Source organism: Sphingomonas sp. dw_22, from assembly GCF_018449795.1.
In the GTDB taxonomy this organism is placed as follows: Bacteria; Pseudomonadota; Alphaproteobacteria; order Sphingomonadales; family Sphingomonadaceae; genus Sphingomonas.
In genome coordinates, this window is record NZ_JAAVVE010000002.1 from 88,361 (window position 1) to 109,901 (window position 21,541).

The 21,541-nt window shown below is 65.0% G+C and carries 12 protein-coding genes; 10 read left to right on the forward strand and 2 right to left on the reverse strand.

From position 1 onward, the window contains the following. Nucleotide 1 precedes the first annotated feature (1 nt). The 8 genes from HB724_RS01260 (at nucleotide 2) to HB724_RS01295 (ending at nucleotide 14,845) form a co-directional block, all read left to right on the forward strand. On the forward strand, nucleotides 2-703 hold the full coding sequence (locus HB724_RS01260) for a helix-turn-helix transcriptional regulator (RefSeq protein WP_213979084.1): 702 nt from the start codon (nucleotides 2-4) through the stop codon (nucleotides 701-703). A 507-nt stretch (nucleotides 704-1,210) separates the two neighbouring features. Then, nucleotides 1,211-3,139: an autotransporter-associated beta strand repeat-containing protein gene (locus tag HB724_RS01265; RefSeq protein ID WP_213979085.1), complete on the forward strand. Its 1,929-nt coding sequence runs from the start codon at nucleotides 1,211-1,213 to the stop codon at nucleotides 3,137-3,139. Then, nucleotides 3,103-7,053: an autotransporter-associated beta strand repeat-containing protein gene (locus HB724_RS01270; RefSeq protein ID WP_213979086.1), complete on the forward strand. Its 3,951-nt coding sequence runs from the start codon at nucleotides 3,103-3,105 to the stop codon at nucleotides 7,051-7,053. The genes HB724_RS01265 and HB724_RS01270 overlap by 37 nt, the downstream gene beginning before the upstream one ends. A 650-nt stretch (nucleotides 7,054-7,703) precedes the next feature. Then, nucleotides 7,704-8,231 (forward strand): sigma-70 family RNA polymerase sigma factor, encoded by a 528-nt coding sequence (locus HB724_RS01275; RefSeq protein ID WP_346344644.1) that lies wholly within the window; start codon nucleotides 7,704-7,706, stop codon nucleotides 8,229-8,231. Continuing rightward, nucleotides 8,203-9,183: a FecR domain-containing protein gene (locus HB724_RS01280; protein ID WP_213979088.1), complete on the forward strand. Its 981-nt coding sequence runs from the start codon at nucleotides 8,203-8,205 to the stop codon at nucleotides 9,181-9,183. Before HB724_RS01275 ends, HB724_RS01280 begins: the two co-directional genes overlap by 29 nt. Before the next feature lie 77 nt (nucleotides 9,184-9,260). Next, entirely contained in the window at nucleotides 9,261-11,774 is a 2,514-nt protein-coding gene (locus HB724_RS01285; protein WP_213979089.1) for a TonB-dependent receptor, read from the forward strand. 85 nt (nucleotides 11,775-11,859) lie between these two features. After that, entirely contained in the window at nucleotides 11,860-13,530 is a 1,671-nt protein-coding gene (locus HB724_RS01290) for a tannase/feruloyl esterase family alpha/beta hydrolase (RefSeq protein WP_213979090.1), read from the forward strand. Nucleotides 13,531-13,657: 127 nt separating this feature from the next. Continuing rightward, entirely contained in the window at nucleotides 13,658-14,845 is a 1,188-nt protein-coding gene (locus HB724_RS01295) for an MBL fold metallo-hydrolase (RefSeq protein ID WP_213979091.1), read from the forward strand. Between the two features lie 61 nt (nucleotides 14,846-14,906). Here HB724_RS01295 and HB724_RS01300 read toward each other — a convergent pair whose 3' ends face one another. Next, nucleotides 14,907-15,899 (reverse strand): tartrate-resistant acid phosphatase type 5 family protein, encoded by a 993-nt coding sequence (locus HB724_RS01300; RefSeq protein ID WP_213979092.1) that lies wholly within the window; start codon nucleotides 15,897-15,899, stop codon nucleotides 14,907-14,909. Between the two features lie 91 nt (nucleotides 15,900-15,990). After that, nucleotides 15,991-18,930: a TonB-dependent receptor gene (locus tag HB724_RS01305; protein ID WP_213979093.1), complete on the reverse strand. Its 2,940-nt coding sequence runs from the start codon at nucleotides 18,928-18,930 to the stop codon at nucleotides 15,991-15,993. Nucleotides 18,931-19,233: 303 nt separating this feature from the next. Between HB724_RS01305 and HB724_RS01310 the strand changes: the two genes are divergently transcribed. Further along, complete coding sequence (locus HB724_RS01310) at nucleotides 19,234-20,004, forward strand: response regulator transcription factor (protein ID WP_213979094.1); 771 nt, start codon at nucleotides 19,234-19,236, stop codon at nucleotides 20,002-20,004. 1 nt (nucleotide 20,005) lies between these two features. Beyond that, nucleotides 20,006-21,448, forward strand: coding sequence for a HAMP domain-containing sensor histidine kinase (locus tag HB724_RS01315; RefSeq protein ID WP_213979095.1), 1,443 nt, complete (start codon nucleotides 20,006-20,008; stop codon nucleotides 21,446-21,448). Nucleotides 21,449-21,541: the final 93 nt, after the last annotated feature.

Sequence of the window (21,541 nt, forward strand, 5' to 3'; positions counted from 1 at the left end):
CATGACCTCCCCATTTCAGGACGACAACGCGCCGAAGTCACCAACTTATGGAAAAGTATATCCCCAGGAAGGTCCGGCGGGCGACGCCTCGCCCCGGCGCTGGCCCGCGCTGGTGGCGCGGCTGCGCCGGCGGCTGGGGTTCAGCCAGTCTGCGCTCGCCGATCATCTGGGCGTGAGCCAGGCCGCCGTTTCGCGCTGGGAGAATGCGCTCGACGTGCCTTCGGCCCGGATGCGGCGCGTGATGCGCGACATGCTGCACACCGCCGATGAGGCACGCATCGATCGTGTCCTGCGGGCGCGGCTGCGCTACGCGCCTTCGCCGATGAGCATGGTAGGCCCCGGCGCCCGCTTCCTCGATTTCAGCGCCAGCTTCGCCGCGGAAACCGGCACCGAGCCGGCGTTTCTGCGCGGACGCACCGTCTATGGCCAGTTCAGCGAGACCGTCGATGCGACGACCGAGCTCTGGGAGCGCAGCGGCATCTTCGGCGGGGAAGTGGCACTCACGCTCACGGTGCTGGCATTGGGCAACCGCGAAGGCGAGGCGATCTATCTCCAGAATTTCGACACGCCACACATGCTGGACGGCGACCGGATCGTTTCGGTGTGCGAGCCGCGGCGCATTTCGCGGTCGATGTTCGACCTGCACATGGCGCAATATGGCGGCCCGGTCTTCTATCTCTCCTATGACGAGATAGCGGACTGAAGCAGCGCTACACGCTTGGGGCACCGGAAGCCAAACGAGGACCAGACAACGGAGCGTTCATTTCAATGAACGGCGGCTTTCAGGCAGTGTCTGTGCGGCTCGGGATGACCGAAAATGGGCACTCGGATCATTGGATAATTTCGATTGCGCGTAGCTGAAAATGCCTGACTCCGGCCGGGCGGCTCCGTGAGCGACACGTGCGAGAAGCAAGCATTAAAATCCATCAGGCCGGCGACCGTAAACGGATAATTTATCCGCTTGGCTATAGTTCGCCGAAGCAAGCCATAACGAAATAAAAACCATACTATATATGGGAGTGGCAACAATTCCTCGAAATTCACCGGCTGCGATCGGCGCGATGGCAGCCGTGACGCCTGTTTCGTCCGAAAGCCCATGCGCGGAAACCCGTTCGGCGATCGCCGGGGTCACGCAATCCGCTTCCGGAACCGCGCAGGGTGCCACCGAAACCAGTGCGTTATCCGTCAAGATCTACCCAGAGGACTTCTCGTGACGAACCGAACTTCTTTCCTGCCCGAAGGTATCACCGGCAAGGTCCGCCAGTTTCGCGGCGCCTCGTGCCTCCTCGCCACTTCGGCGCTGCTCAGCGTCGTGCAGGCCGGCGCGGCTCATGCGCAGAGCAACACCATCTACACGCCGACGGACAATCCCGGCTCCCCGAACCTGGCGGCGGGAGACGGGGTCACCCTGACAGGCGGCAACGTCGTTTTCGGTTCGGACTCCGCCAATGACATGACCTTCGACGGCACCGTGACCGGAGATGGCGGCCTGACCAAGAGCGGCACTGCGACGCTGACGCTGAATGCCGCCAACAGCTATGCCGGCGGCACGACCATCACCGCCGGGACGCTGCTGGCCAACGCTGCCGGCGCTTTGCCGACGGGCGGCGCCGTGGCGGTGAACGGAGGCACGCTCAAGCTCGGCGCCGGCCAGAGCATCGGCGCGCTGGGCGGAACCGGCGATATCCAGTTGAACGGCCAGAACCTCGGCGTCGATATCGGGAGCGGCACCAGCCGGTTCGATGGCGATATCCTGGGGGAAATTGTCTATGCAGGCTCATGGGCGGTCGACGATGGTCCCGTCTGGGTAACGAATCCGGCGATCTATTCCGGCCAGGAAGCCGCCGCGCTGCTGTTCGGAGGCAATGCGTCCGACTATGCGATCTCCACGGTGTCGAACAACATCTCCGACATCAATCACATGGCCTGGGGCGATGGCTATGGCGTGTTCCAGGCCACAGCCGTGGCCGAAAACTACAAGACCGATGCGGGCGCGCCGGGCTATAACGAAAGTGGCGATTTCTCGACCTATGTGCGAGATCACTCCGTCACCAACGTCAATTACGCCTTCGCGTCCAGCGGCGCCGGCTCGCTGACCAAGACCGGGGACGGCACGCTGATCCTGGGGGGCAGCAATACCTATGGCGGCACGACGCGCGTCGATGGCGGCACGCTCGCCGTCGACGGCGGCCGTGCCATTTCGGACACGGCCGCGGTCGCGGTCGGCGGCGCCGGAACCTTCGAGGTCATCGCCGCCGAGACCGTCGGCAGCCTTTCGGGCGGCGGCCATGTCGTGCTTGACCAGACGCTGACCACCGGCGGCGACAATGGCAGCACCACCTATTCGGGCGCGATTTCCGGTGCGGGCGGGCTGGTCAAGACCGGCACCGGCACGCTGACGCTTGCCTCCGCCAACAGCTATGCCGGCGGCACGACGATCGACGGCGGCACGCTCGTCGCGGATATCGCGGGCGCCCTGGCGACCGGCGGCGACGTGACCATGACCGGCGGCACGCTGAAGCTCGGCGCGAGCCAGAACATCGGCGCGCTGAGCGGCGCCGGCGCGGTGGACCTCGGCAACTCCACGCTGAGCGTGAACGTCGACAGCGGCACCACCCGCTTCGACGGCTCGATCTCCGGCGCGGCCGGATCGATCGAATATGCAGGGTCGTGGCAGGTGGACGACGGCCCCTCCTGGGATACCAATCCCGCGGTCCTGTCCGGCCAGGAGGCGGCCGCCCTGCTGTTCGGCGGCGATGCCGGCGACTATGCGATCTCCACGGTGTCGAACAACGCCTCCGACATCAATCACATGGCCTGGGGTGACACCTATGCCGGCCCGATCCTGACCGTGGCCGAGGACTACAAGGTCGATGAGGGCGCGCCGGGCTATAGCCAGACTGGCGATTTCTCGACCTATGTGCGAGATCATCTCGCCGACAACGTCAACTATGCGTTCCTCTATTCGCCGGCTGGCGGCCTGACCAAGACCGGCGACGGCACTTTGATCCTGGGGGCGTCAACACCTATACCGGCGCGACGACGATCGCGGGCGGCACGCTCGCCGTCGACGGCGGCCGGGCCATCGCCGATACCGGAGCCGTGGCGATCGGCAGCGCCGGCACCTTCGAAGTGCTGAGCGCGGAGACCATCGGCAGCCTTTCGGGCACCGGCGCCGTCGTCCTCGACGAAACGCTGACGGTCGGCGGCGACAACAGCAGCACCGCCTATGCGGGCACCATCGGCGGCACGAGCGGGCTGACCAAGATCGGTACCGGCACGCTGACCCTCACCGGCGTGAACAGCTATACGGGCACCACGCAGATCGACAGCGGCACGCTCGCCATCGACGGCCGCCAGGCGATCGCCGATACTGGGGCCGTGGTGATCGGCGATGCCGGCACCTTCGAGGTGCTGAACACCGAGGTCATCGGCAGCCTCTCCGGCAGCGGCACGGTCGTCCTCGACCATACGCTGTCGGCGGGCGGCGACAACAGCAGCACCGCCTATGCGGGCACCATCGGCGGCGCGAGCGGGCTGACCAAGATCGGCACCGGCACGCTGACGCTTTCCGGCGTGAACACCTATGCGGGCACTACCTGGATCGCCAACGGCACGCTGGCGATCGATAGCGGCCGGGCGATCGCCGATACCGGGACCGTGGTAATCAGCATCGGCGCCACCTTCGAAGTGCTGAGCGCGGAGACCATCGGGAGCCTCTCGGGCAACGGCGCGGTCGCCCTCGCGCAGACGCTGACGGTCGGCGGCGACAACAGCGACACCGCCTATGCGGGCGCGATCGGCGGCGCGAGCGGGCTGGCCAAGATCGGCACCGGCACGCTGACGCTTTCCGGCACGAACAGCTATGCCGGCACCACGCGGATCGATAGCGGCACGCTCGCCGTCGACGGCGGCCGGGCGATCGCCGATACCGGGGCCGTTGCGATCGGCGATGCGGGCACGTTCCGGGTGAAGACCGCCGAGACCATCGGCAGCCTCTCCGGCAGCGGCGCCGTCATCCTCGACCAGGCGCTGGCAGTTGGCGGCGACGGCGGCAGCACGGCCTATTCGGGCGCGATTTCCGGTGCGGACGGGCTGGTCAAGACCGGCACCGGCACGCTGACCCTCACCGGCACGAACAGCTATGCCGGCGGCACCACCGTCGCGGCGGGCACGCTCCAGGGCGACACCGTCTCGATCCAGGGCAATGTGACCGACAATGCCACGCTCACCTTCGCGCAGGATTTCAACGGCGTCTATGCGGGCGATATCTCGGGCACCGGCACGCTGGTGAAGACCGGCAGCGGCGCCGTGACCCTTGACGGCGACGCCAGCCATAGCGGCGGCACCCGCATCGAGGGCGGCGCGCTGATCGGCACCACCGGCAACCTGCTCGGCGCGATCACCGACAATGCGAACCTCGTCTTCCAGCAGGACGCGGACGGCGATTTCGCGGGCAGCATCTCGGGCACCGGCAATGTCTACAAGGCCGGCACGGGCACGGTGCGCCTCACCGGCACCGCCAGCCATGCCGGCGTGACCGCGGTGATGCAGGGCCGCCTGATCGGCTCTTCCGACACCATCCGGGGCGACATCTCCGCCGCGCAGGGCGCGACGCTGGAATTCGACCAGGCGGCGGACGGCACCTATGCCGGCAGCATGGTCGACGCGCAGGGGGCCGGACTGGCCGGCCAGCTGGTCAAGTCCGGCGCCGGCGCGCTCACCGTCACCGGCCATTTCGGCGCGCAGGGCGGAACGCTGATCGAGCAGGGCAGCCTGATCGGCACCGGCGAAACCCTGTGGGGCGATTTCGCCACCCGCGACGGCACCACGCTGCGGATCGGCGAGGCCGAGGGGCAGGGCGCGGATTTCTCCGGCGCGATCAGCGGCACCGGCAGCTTCGTGAAGACGGGCACGGGCACGCTGCGACTTTCGGGGCAGTCGGCCGGCTTTGCCGGAAGCGCCGACATCACCGCCGGCACGATCCTGCTGACCGGCGCGCTGAACGGCAGCGTGCTGATCGAGCAGGGCGCGGCGTTGCAGGTCGGCGATGGCACGACGTCGGGCGACCTGCTCGCCGACACCACCAATGACGGCACGCTGACCTTCAACCAGGCGGGCAGCTATGTCTATACCGGCGCGCTCTCGGGCAACGGCTCGCTCGTCAAGCAGGGCGACGGCGCCCTGACGCTTGCCGGCGACTATAGCTATACCGGGTCGACGGTTGTCGAGGGCGGCACCGTGACGATCTCCTCGCTGCTGCCGACGACGACCACGCTGCAGATCGACGGCGGCTCTTTCTACCTCGGCTCGACCGACCAGTCGGTCTCCGGCCTTACCGGCAACGGCGGCAGCCTGAATTTCGGCGGCGGCACACTCACCGTCGATCAGGATACGGATTACGGCTATGACGGAAGCCTCATCGGCACCGGCACGCTCGTCAAGTCCGGCAGCGGCACGCTCAACCTGCTCGGCGACAGCTCGCTCGCAGGCGACGTGCTGGTGAATGCTGGCACGCTCGGCGTGCGCGGCACCCTCGCCAGCCTGGTGACCGTCTCCGACGGCGCGACGCTGAGCGGCACCGGCACGGTCGGCGGCATGGTCGTCCGCTCCGGCGGCGTCGCCGCCCCCGGAAGCGCGGGCGCGGCGCAGAATATCATGGCCTTCCGGGCTTTCGCGGCGGCAGTGCCCGCGCCGCTCGGCACGCTGCACGTCTCCGGAAACGTGACGTTCGAGGCGGGCTCGCTGTACCAGGTCAACGTCGATGCCGCGGGTGAGAGCGACAAGATCGCCGCGACCGGAAGCGCGTCCCTTCAGGGCGGCACCGTCCAGGTGCTCGCCGCGAACGGGAGCTACGCGCCGCTGACGCATTACACATTGCTCAGCGCGAATGGCGGCGTGACCGGCGCCTTCAGCGACGTGACGAGCGACCTCGCCTTCCTCACGCCGGTGCTCAGCTACAGCGCGAAAACCGTGTCGCTCGATCTGGTGCGGAACAATATCGACTTCACCGACGTCGCCCGAAACCGCAACGAACGCAACGTCGCCGGAAAGGTGACCGCGCTCGGCGTCGGCAACCCGCTGTTCAACGCGGTACTGTTCATGGATGCCGACAGCGCGCGGGAGCAGTTCAATCAGCTTTCGGGCGAGATCCACGCCTCCGCGCGCACGGCGATGCTGAACGATGCGGCCCTGCCGATGACCGCGGCGATCGATCATCTGGTCGAAACGCCGGCCCATTCGGGCGTGTGGATGCAGGGCCTGGCCAACTGGTCGCAGATCGATGCCAACGGGGAGTCCGCGCGCACCCGGAGCAATGCCCAGGGGCTGATGGGCGGCGCCGATATCGCGGTCGCGCGGGGGCTGCGCCTCGGCCTTGCCGGCAGCTATACCCATGACAATCTCTCGGCGCCTGCGGTCGGCAGCACCGCGAAGCTGAAGGGCACGCATGTGCTGGGCTATGCCTCGGGCGCCTTTGCCGGAGTCGAGCTGCGCGTGGGCGGCGGCTACAGCCATTTCGACGCCGATACGGTTCGCGCCGTGCCGGTGGCGGGCGCCGCCCAGCGCCTGTCGGCGCGCTATGGCGTCGATGTCGTGCAGGGCTTCGGCGAAATGGCCTATCCGCTGAAGCTGGGTGATGGCGCGGTCGCCCCCTATGGCAACGTGGCGGTGACCAACATCGCCCGTCCAAACTTCGCCGAGACCGGCGGCAGCATCGCGCTCGCTTCGGCGAAGGCGAACGACACCACGGCGATCTCCAGCGTCGGCATCCGTTTCGAGACCGCTCCGGCGGGGGCATTCTCGGTCGGCGGTAAGCTGGGCTGGGAACATGCCTGGGGCTCGATCGATCCGGTCAGCGAAATGACGCTGTCCGGCACGAGCGGCAGCTTCGAGGTGATCGGCGCGCCGCTTTCGCGGAACAGCGCGACCGTGGTGGTCAACGGCAGGCTGCACCTGTCCAAGGGCCTGACCGTGTCGGCCGGCTATGAAGGACGAATCGGTTCCTCCAACCAATCGAATGCCGTGAAGGGGGCGATCGGCCTGCGCTTCTAAAGGATATCTTGATCGAACGCGAACCCCGGTGCTGCCGAAGCGGACCGGGGCTCGCTTTCAAACTGGACTTCAGGTTCATCTCGATCAACTGCCGGTGGAGAACGATGCTCTGGGTGCGCAGGTCCATGGACTCGTAGTCAAGGCGATTCTCGAATCGCCTTGACTGGCGTGGAGCTTCGATTGGTCACGAACATATTTGGCGCCTGGCCATGACCGCTCGGCTCTGGGCCGAACGCAGAGCAGGTTCCGGGATCAAGGCATGCGAAAGTCCAGCCGGCGACAATTGGGCGTATAGCTGCCGATCGACCCAGCACTGCCGGTTCTCAGATAGTCCTCTATGGGATCTGCCAAAACCCAGCTTTCCTGCGGATTTCGGGAAATGGTGCCGCTTCCAGGACAAAGATGGGCACTCAGACCATTGGGAAATTTCTATCCGGAGAGAGATTGAAGATGGCCGATGGCTGTCCGGCAGGCTTTAGGGGGCAATCGCCGCTAGGCGGGCGGGTGCTGCCGCCTCAATCCTTACGGTCGGACAGACCCATTTGAATTGTCACGGTGGTTTCGCAATCCCCGTCCAGTGGCTGGGGGTCGGAGAATCCCCAAGCGTGACCGTTTGCCCCCCTCATATTGTCCGATGGGTTTCACTTCATGTGGTCCCGCAGGAGCAGAAAGTCAGGGCGGCGCTGCGCCGGCTTGGGGTTGCCGAGAGCGATGTCGATGACCTGATCCAAGACGCGTATTGCCGCTTGGCCACGCTCACGTCGGTCGATCATATCGACCGGCCCGGCGCCTATTTCATGCAGATCGTCAAGAATGCGTGGCGGGACAGCCTTCGGCGCGCGCGGGTCGTGCGCCTTGAGGATTATACGGAAAATGCGACGCAGATCGTCGAGGACGAGGCGATAGGGGTCGAGGCCGCCGTCATTGCACGGGAGCAGCTCAAGCTCGTCGAAGCATTGCTGGTGACTCTTCCCGAACGATGTCGAACCATCTTCACCTGGAAGCGGATGGAAGGGATATCGCAACGCGAGATTGCGCAGCGACTTGGTGTCAGCGAACATATAGTCGAGAACGATGTCCAAAGGGCGCTCCGCACGATCCAGCGTGCGCTGCGAGGTGCCGACGAAGACGAACAGGAAGAACGGAAGATTGGCGACCAGCGGCGGAAAATCGGTTGAGAAGCTGGAAGCCGAAGCGGCAGCTTGGGCGGCAAAACTCGATGCCGCGCCGGATCAGGCTCCTCCGGGACTGGATGAATGGTTCGCGCAGGATCCGAGGCACGCCGGGGCATTGCTGCGCGCGCAGGCTACGCTGGCCGTCTTCGCTCCGCCCTGGCATGAGTCCGTTCCCGACATTGAGAAGCAAGCTGAGGATGACGGGCCAGCCTCGGCATGGAAGCGACGGGCAATCTTCGGAGGCGGAGCGCTTGCGCTCGCAGCATCGCTGGCCGCCGTCCTGCTGATCGGCTCGCCGAAAGAGACCTATGAAACCCAGATCGGCGAAGTCCGGTCGCTGGCGCTCAGCGATGGCTCGTCGGTTTCGATCGATGCGAAGAGCCGGATCGAGATCGACTTCGATGCGAAGAACCGCGATGTGCATTTCAGGTCCGGAAAGGTTCTGTTCCGAGCCGCGCACAATGCGCAGCGCCCGTTTCGGGTCATGCTGGACGGCATCGTCATCACCGATATCGGCACGGCCTTCCAGGTGACGAAGGACGACAGGACGCAGGCCGTCGAGGTTCTCGTCACCGAGGGCGCGGTGCGGATCGACGCCCCGGCGGGGCGTGTCGACCTTGTGGCCGGCCAGCGCGCCCGCTTCCCGCAAGCGGCTTCGGGCGGTCTCAGGCCGGAGCTGACCCGTGTCGCGCCGGCCGACATCGAGCGGACGCTCGCCTGGAAGGACGGTCAACTGGAATTGAACGGCGAAACGCTCGACAGCGCGGTCGCCGAGATCAACCGGCACAGTCGCCTCCAATTGCGCGTCGGCAATGCCGCGCTGGGCAGCGAAAGCCTTTACGGGTCCTTCCGCATGGACGACGCCGCGGGCTTTGCGCGCGCAGTCGCAGCGGGCCTCGGGACGGATGTTCGCACCGAAGCGGACGGCATCGTGATCGGCGCCGGCAAAAAATAGACGGATAGAATACGGAAACCCTCTCCCGGGTCGTCGTGAAGGCGAAACTGCCATTTCGACCAACCCAGGGGGATTTCATGCACGCTTCACTTCGTCTGCTGGCCGTCAGCGCGATTGCATCCACAATCGCACCGACCTCACCGGCCTTGGCGCAGACGGCAACCTTCAACGTGCCTTCGCAAGACGTGACCAGCGCCGTGCGGCAGCTGGCGCAGCAAGCCAGAATACAGATCGTCGTGACCGGCCGGGTCGCCGAAGGCCGCCGCACCAAGGCGATCTCCGGCGCGATGTCGGTCGAACAGGCGCTTGCGCGGATGCTCGCCAACACCGGCCTGGTTGCCCGGATGACAGGCGCCGGAACCTATGTGATCGTCGGCGCCACCGGGGCGACCATGCAGGACATGTCCGCCACAAGCGCGGCCGATGCGCCGGAGGCCGCGAATGCCGACATCGTCGTCACCGCACGGAAACGCACGGAAACGCTCGGGGCCGTTCCGATGGCGGTGACGGTGATGAAGCCACAGTCACTTTCCGACACGGGCAACAACACGATAAGGGATTATTTTCGCTTCGTACCCGGGCTGAACATCACCCCGATGCCGCGCGGCGCCGAACCCGGGCTGACGGCGGTCAACATCCGCGGCATCGCAACCTCCTCCACCACGAATCCGACGGTCGGCCTCGTCATCGACGACTCGCCGTTCGGCTCCAGCACCACCGCCGGAGCCGGAAATTCCGTATTTCCCAATATCGATCCGGGCGAGCTGGAGCGGATCGAGTTCCTGAAGGGGCCGCAGGGAACGCTTTACGGCTCGTCCGGAATGGGAGGGCTGATCAAGTTCGTCACCAAGGCTCCGTCCACCAGCGCCTTCAGCGGCAATCTGAGCGCGCAGGGTGTCAGGTCCGTGAATGGCGATAGCGGGTACATGATCCGCGGCGGGGTCAACGTTCCGCTCTCCGACAATCTGGCGATCCGCGTCGGCGCCTTTGACGGCCGCGACCCCGGCTATATCGACAATGTCGTGACAGGCCGGAAGGATGTCGACAGCAGTCGATCGTTCGGCGGACGAGCGGCGCTGCTGTGGCAGGTCGATAGCGGGACGACCCTGCGGCTGGACGTGATGCGGCAGAGAACGGAAGGCGACGGCGCCGGGCTTGTCGATGCCAACATCCAAAGCGACGGTACGCTCACCCCCGCGGAGGGGAAGTATAGCCAGTCCGGCCTGGAGGGCAACGCCAGCTACTCGCTCGATGTCTCGCACTATGCGCTCACCTTGAATACCAGCGTCGCAGGCGCGGCGTTGACGTCCATCACGACCTATAATCAGTACCCCTATCGCACGAAGACGGATTTGTCCGGCTATGCGCCCTATTCCAATGCAGCGCTCGCCAACTTCGGCACGCCTGGAGTATATCAGGAGACATACCGTCCGCTGCGCAGGTTTTCCCAGGAAATACGACTGAGCAAAACGGTTGCAATGTTCGACATTCTTGCTGGCGCCTATTTCACCAGTGAGGATGCCGGAAGCTGGTACGCCAATCTCTACGCGACTTCCCTTGCCAAGCTTTCTCCCGCGGGGAATGTCCGGGTCGCGCTCCCGGCGCCGAACTCCGACTATCGAGAATATGCCGGTTTCGCGAATGTGTCGGCGCATCTCACGGGCAAGCTCTCCGTCGAGGGCGGCATCCGCTACTCGTCCATGACTCAGGCGGCGACCACCCTCGCCCAGACCGGCCCCCTGGCGCCGGCTAACGCGACCACGACATCCTATCGCGGCACTCAGAGCGCTGTCACGTTTCTCGCTGACGCCAAATATCAGTTCAATCCCGACAGCCTGTTCTATCTGCGCGTGGCGTCGGGTTTCAGGCCGGGCGTCGTCAACGGCCCCGGCCTGACCTTCGCGATCCCTATTCCCTATACGACCAAGCCGGATCGGACGGTCAGCTATGAAGCGGGCTATCGTGGGGACTTCTTCGACAGGAAGCTGACGCTCGATCTTTCGGCCTATCGCATCGACTGGACCTCATTGCAGGTGACGGCCAATGCGCCGCTCCTCCTGGGCGGCGGCGCCATCGGGATCTATTCCGCCAACGCGGGCAAGGCCAAGAGCACCGGCATGGAAGCCTCAGCGACCCTCCGCCCGACCCGTCATCTGGACATCAGCGGCAATTTCGCTGTCGGGGAAGCGAAGCTGACCGAAGCGCTGCCCGCTGCGACGGCTTTCGCTCCCGCGGGCACCCTCCTGCCCTACAGCTCGAAATTCTCGGCGAGCTTGACGGCGGAACAACGGATCGATCTGGGTTCGGCCCAGGGCTTCATCGGGGGAGCCTATAGCTACACGGGCCGGCGCCTGGGTCTGTTTGCGACCAACAGCACCGCCGTGCGGCAGGTTTTTCCGTCCTACAGCCAATTGGATCTGCGCGCCGGCGTCCGTTACAAAAGCTACGAATTCAGCGTGTTCGCGAACAATGTCACCAATAGCTACACCTTCCTGACATCGACGATCGCGCAGGAATACGGATCCACCCCGCAGCAGGGCACGATCGTCCGGCCGCGAACGATCGGCGTCAATCTCAATTGGCATTTCTGAGCATCCCGCTTGCGCGGCGCCGAGCAAAGGTGGAGCGGTTCAGCCCGTTCCACCTCGACGCTCGGGCCGTCTGAAGGCGAACAGCATGATCGACCGCATCCGCCGGACCGCCATCATCGGAGCATTGAGCCTTGGCGCCGCCGCATCGCAACCGGTGCCGGGCAACGCGCAAGCCTATCCCTTTACGCAGCCCGATCTCGCCCGGCAGGCCTGTGAAAGGCTGAACGACCTTCACCTGCCGAAGGTCCAGATCACCTCGGCGACCCTGATGCCGGCCGGGGCGTTCCCCGAAGCCGAACCGACCGTTGCAGGCACTGTCGCCGTCGCGCTGACCGCGCATTGCGAGGTGAAAGCCGTGGCGCGCCCGGCAAGCGATTCCGAAATAGGAATCGAGATATGGCTTCCCGCGGAGCACTGGAACGGCAAGTATGAGCAGACCGGAAACGGCGGGTGGGCCGGCGCCATTCACCGGCGTCCGCTGGCCGCCGCCGTGCGGCGCGGCTATGCCGCAGCGGCAACCGATGACGGCCATCAGGGTGGGATCGGCGACGACGGCACAGGCACGCGATCGGCGGGATTCGCGATCGGACATCCGGAGAAGCTGATCGACTACGGCTATCGCGCGCTTGCCGAGACCCGAGCCGCCGCGCTGGCGGCGATCAAGGCATTCTATGGCCGCGACGCCGCCTGGTCCTACTTCGTCGGATGCTCCGACGGCGGCCGCGAAGCCTTGATGGTGGCGCAGCGCTTCCCCAAGGCCTTCGACGGCATCCTCGCCGGCGATCCCGGCAACAATTGGTCCCGTTGGGCCGCCGGCCTGGTCTGGAACCGGCAGGCCCAGCTTGCGGAATCCCCCGGTGCGATTCCCATCGCCAAGAGGGCGCTGATCCAGAATGCGGCAGTCGCGGCATGCGACGCGATTGACGGCGTCAAGGACGGACTGATCTCCGATCCGCGCTTCTGCCGCTTCGACCCCGCCGTGCTTGCCTGCACGGGCGCAGACACCCCCGGTTGCCTCACCACTTCGCAGGTTGCGACGCTGAGAAGTATCTATGACGGCCCCAGAAATCCACGGACCGTCCATCAGATATATCCGGGCTTTCCTCCGGGGATCGAGAACGCTCCCGGGAGCAGCCTCATCACGCCCTCGCGGCAGGGCGAGTTCTCCTTCGGCGACACCTATTTCGGCCAGGCCGTTTTCGAGCAAATGGACTGGGACTTCCGGGCGCTGGACTTCGACAAGGATATCGCGCTCTCCGATCGGAAGGCTTCACCCGTCGTCGATGCCGTCAATCCCGATCTCCGCGCGTTTCGCGCCCATGGCGGCAAGCTCATCCAATATCATGGCTGGTCCGACGCCCTGATGCCAGCCGGCGGCTCGATCGCCTATTACGAGAATGTCTCGGCATTCATGCGCGAATATGGCGGATCAGGCCCGGTCGATAACTTCTATCGCCTCTTCATGATCCCCGGCATGGGGCACTGCTATGGTGGAGCCGGCCCCACCTCGATCTCTCCGACGGACGATGCGGACGCGACCGATCCGAAGCATGATCTGATGCTCGCGCTCGAGCAATGGGTCGAAAAGGGCGTGGCACCGCAAATGTTCATCGGATCGGGCAAGGCTCCGAACGACCCCGCCACCACCATGTCCCGCCCCCTCTGCCCCTATCCGCAGGCGGCACGATACAAGGGGACGGGCGATATCAACGACGCCAGGAGGTTCGAATGCGCCACGCCACCAGCGCGACCGTAGATCGCGTTCCCCCCGCCCGTCTCCGCGAGGTCGAAACCTGCGGCATGATAGCGAGGGTGCAATGCTGACCATGCGGCTGCAAAGGCGCGCCTTCGTCATCGGAGGGCTCATGGGCGGGGGCCTGCTGATGCTCGAACCCCGCCGGGTCGCGGCGGCCCTCGGCACCTTGCCGCCATGGACGCCGGGGACACTCGACATCCATCACATCGACACGGGGGTGGGCAATGCGACCTTCATCCTTGGACCGGACGGCACGACGATCCTGATCGATTGCGGCGCGACGCGCGGCGGACCGCCCGCATCGACGCCGTTGCGGCCGGATTCTTCCCGATCAGCGGGCGAATGGGTCGCGCGCTATGCGTTGCGGCAGGCACGCGCGGCAGACCGAACGACCCTCGACTACATGATCGCGACACATGTCCATCCCGACCATGTGGGCTCGCCGAAGGACGACGATCCGCGCGCTTCGGAGGGCTATATCCTCACCGGCCTGAGCGAGGTCGATGCCCGCATGCCGGCCGGCCTTGTAATCGATCGCGGGTTCCCGGACTATGCACCCCTGCCCCTCATCGAGGCTCCGTTCGCCGCCAACCACCTCGCCTGGCTGAACGCGCGCGTGAAGGCGGGCCGGCGGGTCGAGCATGTCGCGGTCGGATCGGCCGAGCAGGTCGAAGCGCGTCGGGCGGGGGCCTTCTCCCTCAGGTTCGTCGGCGGCAACGGTCGCGTGTGGACGGGCATCGGCGATCAATCCCGCGATCTTTTGCCGCCGCGATCAAGCTGGACGACCGAAGCCTCCCCCGAAGAGAACCACATGTCGATCGCGACGGTCCTGTCCTATGGACCTTTCCGCTACTTCGCCGGCGGAGATCTTGTCGCCGACACGCATGATGGCGCCGTGCCGTGGCTCGACGTCGAGACGCCGATCGTTCGAGCGGCAGGCAGGGTCGATGTCGCCTCGGCCGACCATCACGGCTATTTCGATGCGTGCTGGCCAGGCTTCACGCGCGCGCTCGATGCCGATGCCTATGTCGTCCAGGCGTGGCACGCGACCCATCCCGCCATGGGATCGCTGCAGCGCATGCTCGATGCGTGGCGCGGCAGGACGCCCCGCGACGTTTTCGTCACGCGGCTCGATCCTGCCGGCCGGGCCGTCAACGATCGCTTCCTGCGGCAGGTGAAAAGCACCGAAGGCCATGTGATCGTCCGTGTCGGCCCGGACGGCCGCTACCGCCTCTATGTCACCGACAGCCGCGACGAGAGCGATACGATCACTTTCGCCGGAGATCTCAGGCCGTCCAAGCTCATGAAGGCTTGAACTTCCGGACTTTCCCTATGGGTGGAGCGGCGATCATGCGACGATCCGCCCCCTTTAAGGGTCAGTCCTCCGCACTCGCCTGCCTGGACTTCGGCTTCGCCGGCGCCACCTCCCCGCCGTCGCGCAGGATCGACGCCTCGTACACCTTCGATGCCCCCCAATCGTAAAAGGCGAAATCGAGCTGTTCCGCGCCGAGCCGCCACAGCGAGAGCCCCGACCGCGACATCGCGAACCTGGTGCCCTCGACCTGGTTGACGGGCCGGACGGTCGAACCGCAGCCGGTGGCGATGAAGTGCATCCCGGCCTTGTGGATGTGCTGCATGTCGTGATCGTGGCCGCAGACATAGGCCTGCACGCCATGCCGCTTCAGGATGGGAAGGAGATTGACGATCAGGTCGTCGCTGTCGCCATGCTGGCCGCCCGAGAAGACCGGGTGATGGCCGAAGACCAGCTTCCAGTCCGCCTTCGACTGACCGAGCGCCTTGTCCAGCCACGCATATTGCGCGTCCGCGTTCTGATCGTGGACATGATGCTCCGCCGTCGCCGCGGGCTCCTTGCGGTATTGCGAAACCAGCGGCGCGGTGTCGATCATGAAGATGTCGGCATTGGGCACGCTGATGCTCGCGCCGGGGATGACATAGTAGCGGCCCGGCATCGTCCAGCGGGGGCTCGTGCGCGAATAGTCGATCTGCGCCTGCGGATTGCCCTTGTAATCGTGGTTGCCGAGAATGGCGTACCAGCGATGCTGAAGCGACGGCGCCGTGTAGACGTTCTCGAACGATTCCTTCCACAGCGGATCCTCGACCGACTGGACGCCCGAATTGTAGAAATTGTCGCCCAGCGCCAGCGTGAAGCGGCTGCCGATCTGCGCGGCGAGCCGGCCCATCTCGTCCGCTACGCCGCGCTGGTGCGGCTCGCCCTGCCGGCCCCAGTCGCCGATCGCCATGAAGGAGACCGTGGGCGTGGTCTGCGCCTTCAGGCTGCTGAAGGGCGTCGCCGCGGCTGCGAGGCCGATCGCCTCCATGACGTTCCGTCGCGTGATCGTGATGCTCATGCCAATATCCTCGTTGTCGCGCCCGGCCCGCGAGCGCCTGTATGCTCGGCGCCGAAGATCGCTTCGGCGCCGCCTTCCCACATGCTCGATCCTAGAAGTTGGCGCGCAGGCCCCACAGGAACTTGCGCCCGAACACTTCGTGCTCGGCCTGCTGCGCGAAGATTCCGACATAGCGGATGCCGGGTTCGTTCGTCAGGTTGTTGGCCTGGAAGTAGACTTGCAGGCGCGGATTGACGGCATACTGCACGGAAGCGTCGAGCCGCCCGTTCGCCGCCCAATATTCGTCGCCCGCCGCATCGCCCAGCGAGTCGAGATATTTCGACCGATAGGTGTAGTTGACGCGCGCCGAGATCCCGTATTTCTCGTAATAGCCGGAAAGATTGAAGAGGCGTGGGGACGCGCCCTGGACGGGGACTTCGCGTTTGTCGGGCGTTTCGGCCTTGGACTTGTTGAATGTGGCGTTGGCCTCGACGCCGAAGCCGTCGATCCAGCCATGCAGGCCGATCGCGTGGAACAGCACGCTCAGCGGCTGCCGATAGCCGATCTCGACGCCCCTGATGGACCCGCTGCCGCCATTGATGGTGGTGCTGTACTCATAAAGCGAGCGATCGATGCCCCCGCTGTTGAGGATGTCCGAGCCGAATTCCTGCTCGGTATAGTCGAACAGCACGTCGCTCAGCTTCTTGTAGTAGCCGCTGACGGTGAAGAAGCCGGTCGAGGGCATGTACCATTCATAGGCGAGGTTCACCCCCTTCGAACGCTCGGGCTTGGCATCGGGATTACCGCCGCTGATCGCCTCTTCCTCGTCGTTGATCTCGAAGTTGGGCCGCAGCGTCGAATATTCCGGCCGCGCGGCGCCGGTGTTCAGCGACAGCCGCAGCTTCATGTCGTGATGGATGTTCCAGTTCACATGGAAGCTGGGGAAGACGAGCGTCTGCGAGGAGCTGGTCGAGACGTTCTCATAGCCATTGTCGCCGTTGACCATGGCGGTGCCTTCGTTCTCGACATGCTCGATCCGGGCGCCGTAGACGATGTTGCCCCAGGAGAACGAGGTCGTCCCCATCGCGTAGCCGGCATAGATCTGTTCGCGAACCCAGTAGTTGCTGGTCTTGATGTTATCCTCGTCGATCGTGGCGGCGCCCGACGCGATATACTTGTCCATCAAGTCCTGGATGGCGGAGTTCGAGAAATACTGGAAGCCGTAGGACAGGTCCCGCCCGCCCTTGTAGGGCGTGTCGATCGCGAGGTCGCCCTGGGTCGGCACGTCGAAACCCGCCGCCTGGATGTCGCCGGGCTCCGCGGTATAGGTCAGGTTGTTCCGCGACGTCTTGGTCCGCCGGTCATACTCGCCGCCGAAGCGGAATGTCGTGCTGGTCCCGAACAGCTCGACGTCCCGATCGATGTCGAACTTCCCCGTATAGGCATCGGTGCGATCGAGCCCGTCCTCGCGCGAGAAGCTGGTCAGGGCGAGCTCGGTGGGTGAAATCGATGTCTTCGCCGCGCCTGCCGAATAGGTCTTGTCCGCATTGGCGACGGTGGTGAAGAGGTTGATCTTGGGATTGCTGGGGTCCGAAAAGTCGTACGCTATGCTCGGCCGGGCCGTGGGGGTCTTGGCGTTCGCCCAATCGGTGCCGAAAGGAGGCCGGGCGATCTTGTCGGAGCGCGTGAAGTTGCCGGACCACTTGATCCGCCAGCTGCCCAGGTTGTGCTCGCCGGACAGGGTGTTCGAGAAAATGCGCTGGATGTCGTTGTCGGAATCCTCCGAGCTCTTTATCCCCACGCCCGTCTCGAGGCCCTGCATCGGTGTGTTGCCCAATCCGACGTTCGCATAGCCGGCGGCGGCGTCGCTGAAGATGAACTGGTATTTGTTCTCCAGCTGCTTGTCGTCGAATTCGGTGAAGACCGAAGAGAAGGACAGCTTGTTGTCCGCGTCGGGCCGCCATTCCAGCCTGCCGCTGTAGGAGGTGGTGGAGCGCTGCACCCGATAGAATTTGTCGGTATAGTTCTTGGCCCAGTCCTGGGTCTTGTCGTCGCCCTTGTCGGCGACGCTGGCCCAGCTGATCTCGTAATTGTCGGTCACCGAATCCCCCGCCTCGCGGGACGCGGTGAGGAGGATGCCGAGCGTGTCGTGCGCGAAGCGTGTCGAGAACACCCCGCCGACATTATACTGCTTGCCCTCGCCGAGCTCGTTGAAGCCGTAGGCGCCGTCGAGCAGGATCTTGGTGTGCGGATAGTCGAACGGGCTGCGGGGAATGATGTCGATATTGCCGGCGATGGTTTCGCCCGGCATGTCGGGCGTGACTTCCTTCTTCACGACGATGCGGCTCGCGAGCTCCGACGGAATGGTGTCGAAGCGCGCCTGCCGGCCTTCGGGGCTGACGACGTTGACGCCGCCGATGGAGAGCGTCGTCCACTGATTGGGCGCGCCCTGGATGGAGACATAGCGCGCGCGCCCCTGGTCGCGCTGCGCCGCGATGCCCGGCAGCCGCGTCACGGCTTCGGCGACGTTCTGGTCGGAATATTGCCCGAGCGAGTCGGACGAAAGGACGTCGATGATCGAATTCGACGCCTTCTTGAGCTGGAGCGCCGCCTCCTGCGACTCGGCGATGGGGCGCGATCCGGTCACCACGATATCGCTGCCGGCGGCCTGTTCGCCCACCGACAGGACGATCCGCAGCCTGGCTGGCCGGCCGGGAACGATCGTGACCTCCTGCGACGTGCTCGAACTGCCGACATAGGTGACGGTCACCGTGTGCGCGCCGGCGGGCACGTCGTCGAACGAGAACTGGCCCGAGGAATCCGCCACGGCGACGCTCTGGCTGCTGTCGATACGGACCTGCGCGCCGCTGGCGAATGCTCCGTCCGCGCGCACGACGACGCCGGTGACGCGACCCGCGTCGCGCCCTTCCGCGGAAGATGCCGCCGGGCCAGCATCCTTGGCGGATACGGGCATCGTGAGCCCCGCCTGCGCGAGTGCCGCCATGGAAACCAGGCCAAGCGACTTGATGCGATGGAGATTATTTCTTTTCATGCGAACGATATCCCCCAAGTAAAATTATAATAATACTCCTTGACGGATACCATATCGGCGCCGCCGGAACGTTATTCTATTCGCAGCACGGATATTATCAGTCGTTGAAATATTGTTATTAATGACCATTCCGCCGCATTATCTGTGCCGCTAGATTTCACCTGTTGCACTTCTGTTACGAGCAGCGAACCTTAAGGTCATTTAATCTGGCAGCATTCGTTGAGAATCACTCTCAATGCTCTCGAAAGAGCGGAGACTCGACGCCCCTGTCACGAAAGCGAAACGGAACCGATCTAGCGGCTTATGGGCAATTCGAAGCTGATCGCGCCGCAGCCGAGCGCCTGGCCGATCGAGTGCGCGCGAGCACGGGGACCCATTGTGCAGTCGGCCGCCAACGACAGGATCCTGGTTGTCGAGGACGATGCCGAGACGGCAGACTTCCTGATGACCGGCCTCGGCGAAGCGGGGTTCGCCGTCGACTGGGAACAGGACGGCGCCAAGGGCCTCGCGCGCACGCTGCAAGGCAATTACGCCATGGTGATCCTGGATCGCATGCTGCCGGGCAAGGACGGGCTCGCGGTCGTGCAGGAGATGCGCGAACGGCAGGTAAGAACCCCCGTCATCATCCTCTCCGCCATCGGGGCCACCAACGAGCGCGTGAACGGCTTCAAGGCGGGTTCCGACGATTATCTGGTCAAGCCTTTCGACCTGTCGGAGCTCATCGCCCGGATCGAGGCGCTACATCGCCGGAGCACCGCGGAAAACGCGAATACCAGGCTTTCCCTCGCCGATCTCACCCTGGACGTGGAGACGCTGCGCGTCGACCGGTCGGGGAAGCAGATCACCCTGCATCCCCGCGAGTTCCGCCTGCTGCGATATCTCTTGCGGAATCACGGTCATGTGGTCACCCGCTCGATGATAATCGAGGAACTCTGGGGATATAATTTCGACCCCGGCACGAACATCGTCGAAGTCCATGTCAGCAATCTCCGCAAGAAGATCGACGTGAAGGGTACCGATCCATTGATCCACACCGTGCGCGGCGTCGGCTATCTGTTCGGGACGATGCGCTGAAATGCGGCGCTGGCTCGGAACGACGACCGCGAATTTCCTGCTATTGAACTTCGCGCTCATCTTTATCTGCACATTGCCGGGCTATGTGCTCGTCTACGTTCAGGCGGACCGGCTCATGCTGAACAGCTTCGCCCGGCCGCTGGAGAGCCGGAAGGACAATCTGCTGCGCCACTATGCCAAGGGAGGCGCGCAGGAATTGGAGAAAGCCGTCCGGTCCAAGACCAGGCACGGCCCTTCGGACAACAGCGCCCTGATGCTGGTCGCACCCGACGGCCACCGCATCTCCGGAAACGTCACGACATGGCCTGCCGGCCTGAAGACACCGGCGGACTGGAACCCGATCACGCTTCACCGCGACGGGAGGAAGCAGGACGAGCCCTTCCTTGCGTTCACGACCGAGTTCCCGTCCGGCGAGCGGCTGCTGCTCGGCGGACTGCTCGACGGACGGGCCACAATGCAGCGGACATTGCTGCTGGCGCTCGCGGCCGCCCTGGCGTTGGCGTTGCCCATCGGCCTGCTCGGGAGCACGCTGATCATCCGAAGGATGAACCGCATGGTGGAGATCATCGCCGTCGCGGGGCAGCACGTCGCCGACGGCAACCTGTCCCGCCGCCTGGCGACCGATGGCAGCAGCGACCCGCTCAATCGCCTGCGCGAATCCCTCAACGCGATGATGGCGCGTATCGAAACGCTCGTGGAGGAACTCCGTCTGCTGACCGACGCGCTCGCGCACGATATCCGCTCGCCGCTGATGCGGATATCGGCTCATGTGCAGCGCGCGACGCGGATGCTGCCAGGCACGGACAATCTCGCCAGCTTCGACGCGATCTCACGCGAGGTCGCGGGGCTTCTCCAGCTGCTCGAATCCGCGCTGGAGATCGGTCGCGCAGAAGCGGGGATCGGCCGGGAGGATTTCGCCCCCTTCGACGTCGTCGAGGTGCTTCAGGATCTCTGCGAGATGTATCAGCCCTCCGCGACCGACAGGGGTGTCTCGATCGAGTGCGGGGTTTCTCGCCCAGTCCAGCTGCTCGGCGATCGCGGACTGATCGCGCGCGCACTGGCGAACCTCGTCGACAATGCCCTCAAATATGGCGCGGACGGCCGGCAAATCGCGCTCGCCGTCCACATCGAAACCGACGAGGTGGCGCTGGTCGTAGCGGATCAAGGCAAAGGCATCCCGGCGGACCGACACGGGGAGGCGCTGCGGAAGTTCGGCCGGCTGGATGGCGCACGGGCCGACGAAGGAAGCGGGCTGGGTCTCGCTCTCGTCAATGCCGTCGCGACCCTGCATGGCGGCAGCCTGACGTTGCAGGACAATCATCCTGGCCTTCGCGCTACGGTGCGGCTGAAACGCGAACCCGTCTCCGGCGGACAGCATCACCTGTCGCCCAAGCTTTCGAGGAAAAAGCTGGCGAAGCAGCACCAGGGGGCGATTGCGGCCTAGCCGGCACTGCAGAAGGATCGGCAGCGATCCCGAACAGGGCAGTTCGCGATGCCCGTGCGCTCGCCCATGCATGACCGGAAGCGCGTAGCGGCA